A 14,939-nucleotide genomic window follows, 5' to 3' on the forward strand; every position below is an offset into this window, starting at 1 on the left:
TTGATAGAGATCAAACTGGGCCCATCCTCTCACAGTACTAACTCTTGGGCAACTTACAAAAGGCCTGATTTTCGACAGAAAAAAATCCAATCTGATTAAGAATTTAACGTTACCCCAGCTTTGATCAGACAGTTTTTGGCATGATGTTTTCGACCATATGTGCAACGGAGGTACCTAATACGGCACCTAAGAAAAATTATTTAGTATATATGGCTGAAAAGTACAGAAGAAAAAATAGAGACTTTAGCTTCATTTCTTTTCCGTTTGGCAGATAGGTAAAAAATTTGAACAACCAATAACAGGCAATTTGAAGTTGCTCAATGGGCAACCCATCAGCTCACACAGCAACTAAAATGATCACTTTAGGTTTCTGGGTGCACCTAGAAAAAAAAATACTGGCACAAAAGCATCATCACTCATATGTTTGATGATGCAGCGCAAACATCACCAAATACTCCAACAAATTCATATAGCGTTCAGGGAATTTATTCAAATAATTATCGAGTTTTAACTTCCACTGAAAATTCTGCACCCTCAACAGAATCGAAATAATCTGGATTCTCAGGATCACTAATAAGTTTACCGCTAAATGTAATCCCATCTTCTTTTGCCTGCTGATTAAAAAGATCGGGAAGTCTACTTTTCCTGGAAAAGTCATATGCCTCTCCAGAATCCATATCCTCCTCAAAGACTACACTTATATCTATAGGCTTACGCTTCATTTCAGGAGTAGATGCCTTTACATCCTGCGGCTCTTCACTTACCGCCCGCTTACCTTCAGTCGATTCTAGGGACTGACTCTCTGAGGGGGAGCCTGAATTATCAACATCAGCAGCGCCCTCAGTTAGTTCATCAGTATCTACCTCAGAGCCCAACCTGTTTGTGGCAAGCATATCGTTTGACTTATCACATGAAGCCAACGCGAAAAAAAATAATATTGTTAAAGCATATCTATACACATGATCACCAACATCAAAAAGGCAAGGTTTAAAATCCGGGATCAAGAGAGCTTGCCATAATTTATACACCACCCTACCACAATACCATAACCAACCAAGAATTCCGGAACTACGTCGCCCAACAGAAAAAGATTGTAATATTGTATAACCGGTAGCGGCTAATATTTCTTACACACTTCCTGAGCGCCAATTATAAGTATGCATCCAGGGCAATTAAGCTCCCGGGTTAACCAGCACTATCAATCCGGCTGTTTATTACAACGAATAACTAAGCTTCAGATCATACCTTTTGCCAACCAAGGGCGCTTAACAAATAGAGCCCCCCTCAGAAGCGCAAAACCATCTTAGACCTTGCTACAATCAGTATTTTATAATCCAACTTTGCAAAATCTCTAGAATTCTTACCCCAAACAGATCCAGGTATATGCAGACTTTTAAATGATGAATATATATCCATGATATGGCACTTCTAATTCAGAATAATAGTACGAGCTGCATACCAACAGGACATATTTTACTCATCCCTCAAGGCCCATGATCCTATACACGACAAAAATACTTCTTCTATGAACAACCGTCCCATTATGTAAGAGCATGTCACAGGCAGATATGAAATAGCTTCCGATTTTTTCTTTATAATTGATTCGCTTTAATACGGGGAAGTAGTTTAACTGAGTATTCTGTTTAACGCTTCCCACATCCAAGCCCCCAAATACAACTATGGATAATCAATATGGAAATTGAAATCACCGGTAGCGATGACAGTCTGGATCCTGCAAATCCAGGACCCGGACCTGTAAGCACCAAATATACACCTGATAATCCACCTAGTGGGTGGAGCTACGTAAATTATAGAGATCAACCAGGTGGCGGGTTCCGATGCCCCAACTGTAATGTGGTTGAAGATGGATCGGATGTAGATGGGCATAGTTGTAATTAAATATATTTTAAGGGCAAAACTAAGCGTTTTGCCCTATCTGCCTGATAATAAATAGATTACGGAACCAACCTGGAATTTACTGGTAAGTATGGATACCCAGGTGGCGGGTCACCACATAAAAAGGAATTTTCTGAGCCCAACAGGTAGACTTGGAATACAGCTTAATTCTGAGCACCAGCCAGCTAAAAGTCTACTGACCTATATCGGCAAGTACGCCACTAACCAGCCTTACAAGATCATCAGGACACAACTCAATTTCCAGGCCCCTACGACCAGCACTGACATAAATGGTGTTGTGCTCTTTAATTGATGGGTCGAAGATAGTTTTTAGCTTCTTCTTTTGTCCTAACGGGCTCACACCCCCTAGCACATAGCCAGTCGAACGCTCAACATCTGATTGTGCAGCCATAGTTGCCTTCTTGGCAGCGGCAGCCTTTGCTAACTGCTTCAAGTTCAAGCTCGAAGATACTGGAATTACCCCAACAATTAGCTCCTTGCTATCGAGCATAGCAACTAAAGTTTTAAAAATTCTCGCTTCCGGTACCCCCAATTTTTCGACAGCTTCCAAGCCAAACGATTTGCTCGAGGAATCATGATGGTATTCATGTATCTTGTGGGTAATTTTGGCCTTCTTGAGAAGATTAATACCAGGTGTCATTTTTGACTCCATACTCACAACACTGAACTCTACCGTATCATGTATACACTCGGCATGTGCAGAGCGAATACACATTTCTTCCGACTGGGTTTTACATCCATCTTTATGTGCTAAGTAGCCACCGAATACATGCTAATACCCCACCGGCAAACAATAGATGAGATCCCCCTCCCAACTCCCAAAGATTTATCCCGATAACCGCGAGGTATTAAAAGGTAACTGGCGATAAGAGACTATAGGTGTAATCCGCTGATATTGATCAAGGCACTCAAGTATTTTATCGTTATATTGGTACCGACTGATCGGTCACATGCCCGATAAATATCCAATAAGGAGTCTACGCTATGGCAGTACAATTGGGAGGTGGTTATGCCGCTTATCGCTTCAGACCTGAGTGCACTTGGGTAACAGGTACCAACGCAGGAGAGTTGCGATCTGATGGTTACGGTTCCTGCGTGGGGCTAGTACTCTATAGTGGCGCCCCCAGAAAGATAGGTGTAGTTGCTCACTTCTCTGGCTCAATGCAAGCCCCTCAGGTAAGGGCTGATGCCCTTGAGATAATGGCAGCGGTCTGCCCTATTGCGCCAGGAAGAAAATGGAGAGGCTGGGTATTTGGTGGTGTGTCCCTCAATGGCAGCTCTTCTTATCAAACCATGAGCGGAAACGGCTCCAGCCTAAGACATACTCAAGCCCTGATTGATGAAGTACGTAGTGTATTGGATTTTAATCGAATGTTTGATGTCAATTTTAATATCTCCAATCTTGAAAAATTTACGTTCACCAGCCAGGGGGTTTTTGACGAGATGAGCCTGCGTCAAGGTGATAACTATGTTGGGCATCAAGGTGTAAAGCTTGATCTGGCTACCGGAAAAGTCACCTGGGATGATCGCAGCCACGGCTCAGGAAAGTCCAAAACAAAAGAAATGGTTAATTCCATGTTCTAAATCGAGAAGATGACCTGACTCGTGTCTACTACTGCGAGTCAGGTCTAATCCTGTCTTCTGTCATTCAGGGATACCCCAATAAATACGACATAGCTTCCTGGAAGTGAAAGGGCTGATGACAAAACTATATGGAGGCAATTAAAATCTGTGTTAGCTCTTGAGGCATATCTATCATCACATCATGACCGCAAGGCAAAGAAACTGCCTGCCATTCAGCGTCCAGCTGGGCTCTGTCGAAGAATGGCCTGCCAATGCCCGGACTCCAGCCAGTGGCATAGATATATACGTGTCTGCGTACCAGCGTCTCTCTATTTTTCAAACGAATTGATTGCTCAAAGGACTTAAGAGGATGATCGACGCACAACCGATCTACCCAGGCCCGATCTTGAGCATTAACCCCAAACTCTTTAGCTGGTGTCGGCGCTACCCGAAAGCCTGAATCTGAAATTTTGGCACTTTCCAGTAAACTAGCCCCAACTTCAGTGGGCAGAAGATCCAGGGTATTCTGTCCATCAGTTGGCACTAATCCATCAAGGTAAACAAGTGAAGAAATATGTTGGGGTGCTCTATCGGCAACACCGGTAATTACCATTCCCCCATAGCTGTGACCACACAAGATAATGTCAGAGAGTTCTTCATAATGAAGGACTCCAAGAACGTCCTGGACATGTGTATCCAAGTCAATCTTATCATCCAAAAGATGAGCCCGCTCTCCAAGGCCAGTCAAAGTGGGGGTGAATACTTCATGACCAGCCTTGCGCAGCAGCGATGCTGCCCTCTTCCAACACCAGCCGCCCTGCCAAGCCCCATGAACCAAGACGAAAGTTGCCATATGTTATCTCTATTTCATTTCACCGACACGCCATAAACAAAAAATCATCAAGCTGTTTTAAATGCGGATTAAATAGTGGGATTTTATCCTGCTAAATTTATAAGATCAACATTCTTATCAATACAAGTGTCAACAAGCTCAAAATTATTATATACCTTACTGAAAGATTATTATGTTAGCTAAAATGCTAAAGATCACGTTAAGCCCACCTTGGTTTCTTATCTCTCAAAGATCATCAATTAAACCAAAAAAATCAAGGCCACCTCCTATCATACAGCGCATAAAGCTGACATCTCTATCAAACCATACCAACAACCTAACTATTTAGAGAATTGGCAGCGGTAACGTACATTTAAAAATATATTTCCAACTTAAATATTTCAGGAAAAATAGTAATCAGTTCGCTCTATTTGGCTGGCGATTAATATACTATAGTAGTGGTAGTGATTTCGAAGAATTAATCATATTCATTGGTATTGCTTTTCTGTACATATTTATTCTGGCAGTGACTCCTAGCCCCTAGAGAGCTCATAAGAAATTAAAAAAACTTCCAAAATAAAAGTCTGCCTAATTTAATTTACTATAGGACGACACAAGGTCATATGAGGATAACAGCATAACCTATTGCGATCATTTAAAACGCTTACTGTCAATTACAGCTTAGAAAATCATAACAACCTAGGCATCGACTGTAATGACCTCACCTGTAATAAAGCCGTCTACAGACCGTGCAAACGCCTTGCCCACTAAGCTTCCAGGTACGGGCTGAAATCCTGACATCATCTCTCCATACACATCCCATGCCTCTTCAATAACCGTTGGATTGATTGAATTTATACGAATTCCTCTAGGTAACTCATAGGCTACACACTTCACAAAGGTATCAATAGCACCACTGGTGGTCGCATCAGCGATTGCCATGGGAATTGCCTTGGAACTTAGTATGCCAGTTATCAAGGAAAATGAACCACCATCATTAATGTACTCTTGACCAATACGAACCAGATTAATCTGTCCCATCATTTTACTGAGCACCGTAGTCATCCATTGATCCTCGTTCATATCAGTAAAATTTGCGTACTCACAAATCCCAACCGTATTGACAACAGCATCAAATGAACCAACCTGCTCGAATAGCTTACGGATAGAGGGTTCACTGCCAATATCCACTTGATGGTCACATCCCGTACCTGACATGCTGGCGGTAATCACCTGATGGTGCGTCAACCCACTCAAAGCGGCTTGGCCGATTTTGCCTGATGCGCCAATTACAATAACCTTCTTCATTTCTACCTCTCGTTATTTTCAACTAATCCTAGTCAGTGAGTAGATATAGTAGGCACCTAGAGATACAATTAAAAACAGTTATCACTTGTAAGAGATACAAGTATGAAAGATATAGATAGGTTGGAAATAAAACAGTTAAGGTTGCTACAGGCTCTTCTAAGGGAGCGAAATGCTTCCCGTGTTGCCCAGAAGGTAGGCCTGACTCAACAGGCAGTCAGTGATCAACTGAGGAAACTGAGAGATATCTTTAAGGATCGACTATTCCTACGTAAGAGCAACGGGCTAGTGCCGACACCCTATGCCGAGCAACTGGGCAGCAAGATTGACGAATTACTCCTGAGTTTTGAGCAACTATTAGAGCCTGAGTCATTTGATCCCAAATGTATTGAGGGTACCTATGTCATTGCCGCTACTGACTACGCTCAACAGGTGGTATTACCTGAAGTCATCGCAAAAATAAGACAGCAGGCCCCGGGCTTGAGAATCATCATTCAAGATTTAAATATGAATAATCTAGGTCATTCTCTTGAAATGGGAAAAATCAATTTGGTGATCGCATTTCCTGAATTTGTGCCCAGCAGCTACCTGTCCAAGACGTTGTTTTCCGACCACCATATTTGTGTTGTCTCAAAAAAATCACCCCTAGCTAAGAAAAAATTAAGCCTAAAAGACCTTGCTAACTACCCTCAGATCATTGCATCGCCTACCAGACCAAATTTTCGTGGGTCAATTGACACATGGTTTGAACAGCATGGTTTAAAATGTAATTTTGTAATTTCCGCGCCCTGCTTTTCTATTGTGCCGTTCTACTTGGAGAAAACTGAAGCGATTGCCTTTCTGCCCTCTCGAGCGCTGGATGGCTCAAACCTGGTTCCACTTAAGCTCTCAGAAAGACCTGTGAGCTTTGATGTGGTTGCAGCTTGGCATCCACGCTCAAGCAATGAGGCTTTACATAATTGGGTTGTAAGTTTTTTATAAATTGAATCAGACTTACATAAAAAGCAGCATCCTGATTAATTATTATACTTTTTTTACACACTCTCTAAATGTACCAAAATTAAATGGGCCTGGAATAGCTACGGCCTTGCAACGCACACCTTCACCTTTAAACCAGTATGGTGTCCCTGCAACAATTTTTGCATCAACAGAAGGCTGGAAAATTGGTGCCCCAATAACACCGACCATTTCTGGAGGTGGATTTTTTGGCAGAGAATTGAAGAATACATCAGCATCCCCATCCCTGATAGCTTCATAGCACTCCTTTATATCAAATTCGCGCTTTGTTATAACCTCATTTTCAGGAAAATACTGATTAGCAGTCTGAGTTGAAAGATTTCCAGTGCATATCTTGATATTTGCATTGGCTCGCAAATCATCAATAGAGCTAATGGAGAAGGTAGAAGCAACTGGCACATGAATAAATTGACCAGAGCTGACAATTGTGCATGTTGCCCGTCGCCCTTTTAGACGCCGAAGATTTTCAGATTCCCCTCCCTTAGCATTAAACTGATCGATAAGATCAACTGTAACACCAGGCTGCATTACAAATTCGAACATTTCATAGGTATCACTAAACCTATTGAGGCTAGTACCAAATATACCATCCTGTAAAGCCGATGTTGTATTGAATGGAAATGGAATTTCAGTCGAGGTAATTTCAATTGGTGGAATACCATAATTCTCAGAAATTTCCTTGAGGATTTCTATAAGGATGTCATCAAGGATACTGGAACCATACATCCCATTATTAAACCAATCAGACGTACTTGCTCCTGAACTCACAAACCAGGGCGCTCCGGCTACATAACCTCGACGTATTTGACCAGATGCCAATATCTTGGCAAATCGCCCCCTTGGCTTCACAGGAAAAGGTGTTACCTCAGGGTTTGGCAAACAATCTGCTTGATTGAGAATGTAATCTGATGCATCAATTACTCCTGGAATCGGCTCGGGAAAACCCTGAATTATTCCCCGGTATTTACCACTATTGACAACCCTAACCCATGCCGCATCAAATGCATCAACTAACTGATCATACCCATTAGCCCTAGAAACCGAAGCCGCCTGAGTTCCGCTCGCAGATAAAAACGTCATTAATAGAAACATTTTCAATAACATGTACTTACTCATAGTGATCCCCAATGAGGTTTGAGATTGGAAGCCAAAGGATAATCCAGTTAATTAAGCGATACATTCAGATTAGTTTCGCCGTTAACTTAGAAATTTCCTGAATTTATTATTAATGCAATGGAGGATGGCGCCTGTGTCATCTTCAAATATACCGAGCCGCTTCCACCAGGGAAACACCACTCTAGCTCACTCTAAATCGCCCGACCATTCCCACCAGCTCCTTTTTATGCAGCAGAATCTCAAGCTACTTAAGCACCCATGAAAGAGTCATTCTGATCATTTAATTTTTTCCTAATGGTCCATTGCTTTTCAAAAGACACCTCAAACAGGCTTATTGGACAGAGAAAGGGATGGGCTTCCCTGGTAGGAGATCACTTTGATGAAGTGACAGAGCAATGTCGCATAAAGACTTTAAGCTTATTCCAATGCCTAACTATATTTCCAAAGGTTATTATAATTTCAACTATTTTGAATTATTGGTCACCTCCCTACTTTTAGACCACCTCCACCAGTGTCTTATTGCTACATCAAAATGACAGCCCACCAGAGAAAGACAAATAAAAGTGAAGCTAACTAATAACAAGTACTTATATCAAATAAAAAATACATAAGTAGAAAGAACAAAAAAGCAAAATTACTTTTACCTTCATAGATTCCTATAATTGTTTTCAAATACTCAGGTGACACAATGAAAGCTTGGCGACTAACAATTATCTTTGCCCTGCTAACCTTAACTTTTGGCATTATTGCCTATGTCTACAATCATCATTTTACCGAAAAAACACAATTCTATAGAACACCCGTTACAGAAGAAATAATAATCAATGAAACGCGCTTTAAGGAAAAGGAAACCATTAACATTCTTATCCTTGATGGTGGCGGTGTACGGGGACTTATTCCTCTTTATGTGTTGCAATATATTGAGCAGCAAGTAGGAAAACCGATCAATGAGATTTTTGATGTCTTCAGTGGTGTCTCCACGGGAGCAATTATTGCTACGGGACTCAATGTACCGGTTAAACAATTAAGTGATAAATATGGAGACTATGGCTCAAAGGTAGATCTACTTATAAAGCTCTACAAATCCGAGAGCAAGTACCTTTTTACAACACCTTGGTACCACAAGCTTTTGACCGGTGCAGGAATGTTTTCCCCAAAATTCATGGGTGATCGTCTACATCAAGTAATGAAATTTCACTATACGGAAGATCTTAAATTCACCGAATTAGAGAAGTACGTCATTATACCTTCTCTCGATATTTATACTGGACAAGTACATCTATTCAAAAATCGTGGTAAGGAGGTCGCCAACCTACCCTCAAACAGTCTATACCAGCTGGTCACCGCCGCATCCAGCGCCGAGACTATATTTCCCCCAGTTGACTTTTTGAGTATAAAAAAAGATTTTCGCTATCGTTATTTTGCTGATGCCGGGATATCAACCAACAACCCCACCAGTATGGTATTACTGGATATCATGGAAGAATTCCCAAACAAGAAATACTATGTTCTGATTCTGGGTTCCGGTACATCTCCACTGAGCAGTGCGCACACTGGCTACCAAGAAGTGAAAAATTGGGGGCAGTTACGCTGGATGCATGACCTCATCACTGATGTACAAAGATCAATGGATAACCAACAGCTATACACTCTGAAAATAGCAAAACTCTTATCCCCAGATCAAATTGAATATGACTACCTAAATGTAAAAGTAGTTAATCCGACTGTCGGAATTTTCGATTATGAATCAATGGACTCTCTAAAAATACATGCCGACAGACTGCTAAAAGAGAATAAAAACCAAATAGATCAGGTAATAGAACACCTGAAACAAAGAACTGATTAATGTAGAAAATTCACTCCACCTGAGGAAAACCATTTATCAAGCAAGCAACACCTCCAAAATACATAAATATCTTAAGACATAGAAAATAACTATACTCCATTAACTGTCATTAGTTCTCATTAACACTTTTTTAAAAAGAAGATGGTCATACCCAAGGAACATATAATCACAGTGTTATCCAACAATATTTCAGTTAAGCTTTGCATGGCCTTTAGTCACAGCCTGGAAATAAAATTGAATCAGTATTTCCTATAACTCCAACGAAGATAATCATTAAATTTAACTTAATGCAGAAAATGACCTAAATCTTTATCAAACAGAATAATCAATAGGTTATTTTAGGTGCCACCAGGCATAAAAAGCGCGCCAATGATCGAAGAAGTAATCCAATGCAATTGGATAGATTTATTAAAGCAATCGATTTGTTGAGCCTACAGGGAAACTGTACAGATCAGCAGAGAAAGACATGAATATTAGAAAACTCAATTAGGACCAATCAAACTTTCTATACGTACTAAAACCCCATCTCCAAGCACACCTTGATGTTGGTAATGACGAAGTTGCTCACTCGAGATATGACCACGGGCCAAAAAAGGCCATGTGATGTATGTAATCGACGTAGTTTTTAAAATCTAATTTTTTATTTCAATTGCAATATTTTACAAAACTTTACTCTACTCCCAACACCCTGCAGCCCGCCTGTGCATATGCACTGGTCTTATTATTGTAAATAAAATATAGAAGTAGCTGGTGATTTCAACCTGTTGATTTCTAACGATTATTACCAGAAGGTATTATTAATTTGTCAATAAACTTGATAAATCTTATCCATTTTACTGGCACGGATTCCATTAAGTCTAAATGTCGATTTCTCTGTATCAGGCAAGCTTGAACCTGTCTCGGAATAATTTATCATATGGAAACATTCTACTGAATCGACACCTGTCATGAATATCTCCCAGTACTCTAAAGGCTGCGGTGCACTCGTGGAAGGCGTGCAGCTGGCCAACTTATCCGATGTCGAACTCAACGACCTGCGCCGGGCCTTCGCCGATTACGGTGTTCTATTTTTTCGCAATCAGTCCCTATCCCCGGAGGATCATCTGGCCTTCGCCCACCGTTGGGGCGAGATTGTTATCAATAAGTTTTTCACACACACACAGGAATACCCCGGTATCGCTGAGGTACGAAAGGAAGCGGATCAGGAAACCAATATCGGAGGCGGATGGCACACGGATCATTCTTATGATCAGGAGCCCGCCCTGGGTTCCATACTGGTAGCCAGGGAACTGCCCGAGACCGGCGGTGACACACACTTTGCCAACCTGCAAAAAGCCTATGACAGCCTGTCTAATGGGCTAAAGACGACATTGGAAACCCTAAGGGCCGTACATTCGAATGTGCACGTCTACGGCGAGGACGGCTACTATCAGTCCACGGACCTGGCCTCGCAACTTGGTGGCGTCAACGATGTTGGTGAGGCGGTGCACCCAGTAGTAATCCAGCACCCCGATACCGGGCGTAAGATTCTCTACGTCAATCCAGGGTTTACTCTGTGTTTTGAAGGCTGGACGCCTGAGGAAAGCAGGCCGCTGCTGAACTTCCTGTTCGCCCACGTACTCACCAATGGCTATACCTGCCGCTTCCCCTGGGAGCCAGGCTCGGTTGCATTCTGGGATAACCGGAGTACCTGGCACTCCGCCGAAAATGATTACCAAGGGCAGTTCCGCTTAATGCACCGAATCACGCTTGCCGGTAGTAATTTGCAGGCGGTCTAACTATATCGCGGAACACCCGTGAATCCACTTCCAGTAGAAAATGCGTGGCGCACTTGATGATAAATATGCTGTATTAATCAAAAATTTACTTGGTGGCGAGCTGCCAGATACAGGCACAAAGGACGGGGGTGTCACTATTTGAATTACTATACACTGCCCCCAAACTCTATCACCAAGACCCTTGCTTCGCCTTGTGGGTGTGCCATGTGTACTATGCCTACTGAAGCATAGAAAATATCCCCTGTTTTTATGATGGCAGAATCTTTTTTACCATCTATTTTGTATTTCATTTCGATGTAGATATTAAAAACAGTAAACACTTCCTCCCCATCATTGATGTACCATTTATAGTGTTGATCAGTCCAATGAAGCCTAGTGGTAATCCCATTCATGTTGGCAATATGCTTGGCTTCTCAGGCTTTCTCTGCCGTAAATTCTTTGCTTCTAATTATGTTCATATTCTTACTACTTGAGTCAGTTTGCCTATACCATACTTGCATGTTTGGCCGAAATCTAACTATATAGAGTGTTTATGAAACGTGGATAGGTCTTACGGATGTATAACACCGCTTATAAAAAGGAAGTTTAAGGGGAGGCCGCAGTAAAGACTACGGCCAAAAAGTGGGAGTACTTTGTTCTATAAAAAGTATCCAGGTACTGTAAATACAGTTACTTCAAGATTTTAAAGCAATTACTATTGCATGATAGTACCCATGTTTCCACTTCCAATTTGTACAGCAATAGCAGTATTCCCAAAACCTGCCTGAGTGATTGTATGGCTATTATCGTTACCCACCTGAAATGTCGCTGCCGCACTAAGGGTCGCTCCAGTTTGAATAATACCTGCCATATTTGTAGAACCAACCTGCGATATCAAAGCACTGGAAAAATTCGTTGCATCCTGCCCAATATCAGCATCATTCCTTTCTCCAACCTGCCTGACTGCAGCAACACTAAAGGAGGTCCCCCCAATTTGATCAACATCGCCATCATTTATATTACCGACTTGATCGATAGTAGCAATACTCTCCATGACATCTATTTGTTCAACACCCCCTTCATTCATACTGCCGGCTTGGTTAATAATGGCAATAGTTGATACAGTTCCGCCAAACTGCTCAATAAAAGCAAATTGCTCGGTGCCTATTTGATTAACAAAGGCACCACTTGTAGTGGTTCCCTCCTGAGAAACTTCCGTATCATTCATAGAGCCAATTTGACTAATTACAATAATACTGCCAATAGTCTCTTCTTGGCTAAGAGCGGCTTCATGATCTAGCCCTACTTGATTGATGAAGCCGCTACTTGCGATCACGACATCTCCTTGGCCGGCCTCAGCAGAGTTCATAGAGCCGAGTTGACTGACAAGAGCAATACTTGCCACCACTCCATCCTCCTGGAAAACATCAGCTTCATTCATAGAGCCTGCTTGATTGATAGAGGCGCTAGCAGCAGTAACCAACCCTTGCTCAACTCCGGCTTCGTTCATAGAGCCTGCTTGATTGACGAAGGCATTACTAAACGTGACCGCCTCTTGCTCAACCTCAGCTTCGTTCATAGAGCCTAATTGATTGACTAGGATAGTACTTGCAATTACTCCATCATCTTGCTCGACTTCCGTCTCATTCATAGAGCCTGTTTGATTGACAAAGATACTACTTGCAATCACTCCCTCCTCTTGTGAAACCCCAGCTATATTCATGGAGCCAAATTGGTTAATGAAGATACCACTTGCTGCGACCTCTTCTTGACCAACCTCAGCAATATTCATCGATCCCACCTGATTAACGAGGATGCTACTTGCAATTACTCCTTCCTCCTGAAAAACATCAGTTTCATTCATAGAGCCTGCTTGATTAACAAGGATACTACTTGCATTCACCCCACTATCTTGGGCAGCTTCAGCCTCATTCATAGAGCCAAATTGATTGACAAAGACACTACTAACCGTGGCCTCTTCTTGAATAATCTCAGCTTCGTTCATGGAACCAACTTGATTCACGGAAGCGATACTTGCAAAGACATTCTCTTCTTGTTCAATTATGCCTTCGTTCGATAAGCCTACTTGATTAATAAAGGCACTACTTGCTGTCACTTGAACTTGAAAAAGGGCAGCCTCATTCAAAGAGCCAACTTGATTGATTAAAGCAATACTTGCTAAAACGTTTTCTTGACTAAGATCGTCAATATCATTCGAAGATCCTATTTGATTAACCAAGGCACTACTGGCTGTAACTTCTTTCTGTGCTATCTCGCCTTCATTCATAGAACCTACTTGATTGACAAAGGTGTTACTAGCAATTACAGCCTCCTGCTCCAACTCAAATCCATTCATAGAGCCAAATTGATTGATAATGGCACTACTAGCTGCGGTCTCCTCTTGATTAATATTGGCTGAGTTATTTTCACCTACTTGATTAATACCCGAAACACTTGAAATAACATTGTTTTCGTAACTAATATTTCCTACATTTACATCTCCTGTCTGATTCACACTTGCAATACTTAATGCAGATTCATCTTTTTGGGTTATATTTGAAAAGTTCATAAATCCAGTTTGATTTATTGCTGCAGTACTACCTATAACCCCATCTTGTATTAGGAATGCATTATTCATTTCACCAAATTGATTTGTTAATGCGATACTTGTCGTTGTCGCCCCTGTTTGAAAAACTCGAGATATGTTCATACTGCCGGCTTGATCAATAATAGCTGCACTTAAAGCAGCATCATTGGCTTGAATACTAGAAGACACATTTCCAGATCCAAGTTGATTAATCAACACGCTAGTTGCGAAAACTATACTTTGAGTTGATGCTGCACCATTCATACTTCCAGTCTGATTTATGCTTGCAGTGCCTGTAGTGGCCTCCGATTGCGTAGAGGTGGCACGGTTCATAGTGCCTATTTGTAAGTGTGTGGCAATACTACTGGTAGCACCGGACGTTTGGGATACGTCAGAATCATTAGAATCTCCAATTTGAGTCTGTACTATTAAATTATTTTGTATTGTTGGGTCCAATTGATCAGTAACTGCCATATTACCAGAGCCAATCTGAGTTAATATCGCCGTATTATTATCCGCTAAAACATTACCACTAAATGCGGCTAACATCGCTGCAGCCAGGGGGGTTAACTTCTTCATAAACATCCTTTACCCACTGTTAACAATCATACTGAAGGAGCCATCTACTCTTAATAATTTGAGAGTAAATCATTTATATCAAATGCCTGCACTGTAGTTTGCAATACAAAATGGGGGCAATAGCATTTAGGTGGCTATACACCAAAATCATCATGCCAAACTTCAGGTCTCAGCAAAGATAAAGCTATTAAGCAGTCATCAACCAGAGGATATACAGAGCGGACCAACAATTAATACAACTATCACTTAATTATTAATACCATTAACCTCAATACTGGATTAATGAGAACACTGCGGCACTTACAATGAAGTCTCGATTCATTGCGAAATTAATTTTTGTTCAAAAAATGATAAAAATCTTGAGACGGAATAGCTAAATTAATGAGAGGAAAGTTTGGAATTTCAATACTGGAAAATGAC

Annotated in this window: 11 protein-coding genes; 4 read left to right on the forward strand and 7 right to left on the reverse strand. The window is 41.4% G+C overall.

Annotated features, from left to right (window positions below; all coding sequences use genetic code 11):
* Nucleotides 1-497 precede the first annotated feature (497 nt).
* Both GL2_RS20565 and ybaK read right to left on the reverse strand, forming a co-directional pair.
* Nucleotides 498-1,004: a hypothetical protein gene (locus GL2_RS20565; protein ID WP_143732593.1), complete on the reverse strand. Its 507-nt coding sequence runs from the start codon at nucleotides 1,002-1,004 to the stop codon at nucleotides 498-500.
* 1,085 nt (nucleotides 1,005-2,089) lie between these two features.
* Nucleotides 2,090-2,557 (reverse strand): Cys-tRNA(Pro) deacylase, encoded by a 468-nt coding sequence (ybaK, locus tag GL2_RS20570; RefSeq protein WP_143732594.1) that lies wholly within the window; start codon nucleotides 2,555-2,557, stop codon nucleotides 2,090-2,092.
* Between the two features lie 344 nt (nucleotides 2,558-2,901).
* On the opposite strand from ybaK, the gene GL2_RS20575 reads away from it, so the two are divergent.
* The gene (locus GL2_RS20575) at nucleotides 2,902-3,501 is read left to right on the forward strand and encodes a hypothetical protein (RefSeq protein WP_143732595.1); all 600 of its coding nucleotides are present in this window, start codon (nucleotides 2,902-2,904) and stop codon (nucleotides 3,499-3,501) included.
* A 124-nt stretch (nucleotides 3,502-3,625) separates the two neighbouring features.
* Here GL2_RS20575 and GL2_RS20580 read toward each other — a convergent pair whose 3' ends face one another.
* On the reverse strand, nucleotides 3,626-4,333 hold the full coding sequence (locus GL2_RS20580; protein WP_143732596.1) for an alpha/beta hydrolase family protein: 708 nt from the start codon (nucleotides 4,331-4,333) through the stop codon (nucleotides 3,626-3,628).
* Nucleotides 4,334-5,011: 678 nt separating this feature from the next.
* On the reverse strand, nucleotides 5,012-5,620 hold the full coding sequence (locus GL2_RS20585) for a short chain dehydrogenase (RefSeq protein WP_143732597.1): 609 nt from the start codon (nucleotides 5,618-5,620) through the stop codon (nucleotides 5,012-5,014).
* Nucleotides 5,621-5,722: 102 nt separating this feature from the next.
* On the opposite strand from GL2_RS20585, the gene GL2_RS20590 reads away from it, so the two are divergent.
* Complete coding sequence (locus tag GL2_RS20590; RefSeq protein ID WP_143732598.1) at nucleotides 5,723-6,598, forward strand: LysR family transcriptional regulator; 876 nt, start codon at nucleotides 5,723-5,725, stop codon at nucleotides 6,596-6,598.
* A 42-nt stretch (nucleotides 6,599-6,640) separates the two neighbouring features.
* Here the strand turns inward: GL2_RS20590 and GL2_RS20595 are convergent, their stop codons facing one another.
* Nucleotides 6,641-7,750 carry a hypothetical protein gene (locus tag GL2_RS20595; protein WP_143732599.1) on the reverse strand — a complete coding sequence of 370 codons (1,110 nt, stop codon included), beginning with the start codon at nucleotides 7,748-7,750 and terminating at the stop codon, nucleotides 6,641-6,643.
* A gap of 688 nt (nucleotides 7,751-8,438) precedes the next feature.
* Between GL2_RS20595 and GL2_RS20600 the strand changes: the two genes are divergently transcribed.
* Both GL2_RS20600 and GL2_RS20605 read left to right on the forward strand, forming a co-directional pair.
* Nucleotides 8,439-9,596: a patatin-like phospholipase family protein gene (locus GL2_RS20600; RefSeq protein WP_143732600.1), complete on the forward strand. Its 1,158-nt coding sequence runs from the start codon at nucleotides 8,439-8,441 to the stop codon at nucleotides 9,594-9,596.
* Between the two features lie 947 nt (nucleotides 9,597-10,543).
* Complete coding sequence (locus GL2_RS20605) at nucleotides 10,544-11,374, forward strand: TauD/TfdA family dioxygenase (protein ID WP_143732601.1); 831 nt, start codon at nucleotides 10,544-10,546, stop codon at nucleotides 11,372-11,374.
* 146 nt (nucleotides 11,375-11,520) lie between these two features.
* Here the strand turns inward: GL2_RS20605 and GL2_RS20610 are convergent, their stop codons facing one another.
* Together GL2_RS20610 and GL2_RS20615 are read right to left on the reverse strand one after the other, a co-directional pair.
* The gene (locus tag GL2_RS20610; protein ID WP_197736488.1) at nucleotides 11,521-11,766 is read right to left on the reverse strand and encodes a cupin; all 246 of its coding nucleotides are present in this window, start codon (nucleotides 11,764-11,766) and stop codon (nucleotides 11,521-11,523) included.
* A 302-nt stretch (nucleotides 11,767-12,068) separates the two neighbouring features.
* Complete coding sequence (locus GL2_RS20615) at nucleotides 12,069-14,519, reverse strand: hypothetical protein (protein ID WP_172621224.1); 2,451 nt, start codon at nucleotides 14,517-14,519, stop codon at nucleotides 12,069-12,071.
* Nucleotides 14,520-14,939 lie beyond the last annotated feature (420 nt).

Source organism: Microbulbifer sp. GL-2 (assembly GCF_007183175.1).
In the GTDB taxonomy this organism is placed as follows: Bacteria; Pseudomonadota; Gammaproteobacteria; order Pseudomonadales; family Cellvibrionaceae; genus Microbulbifer.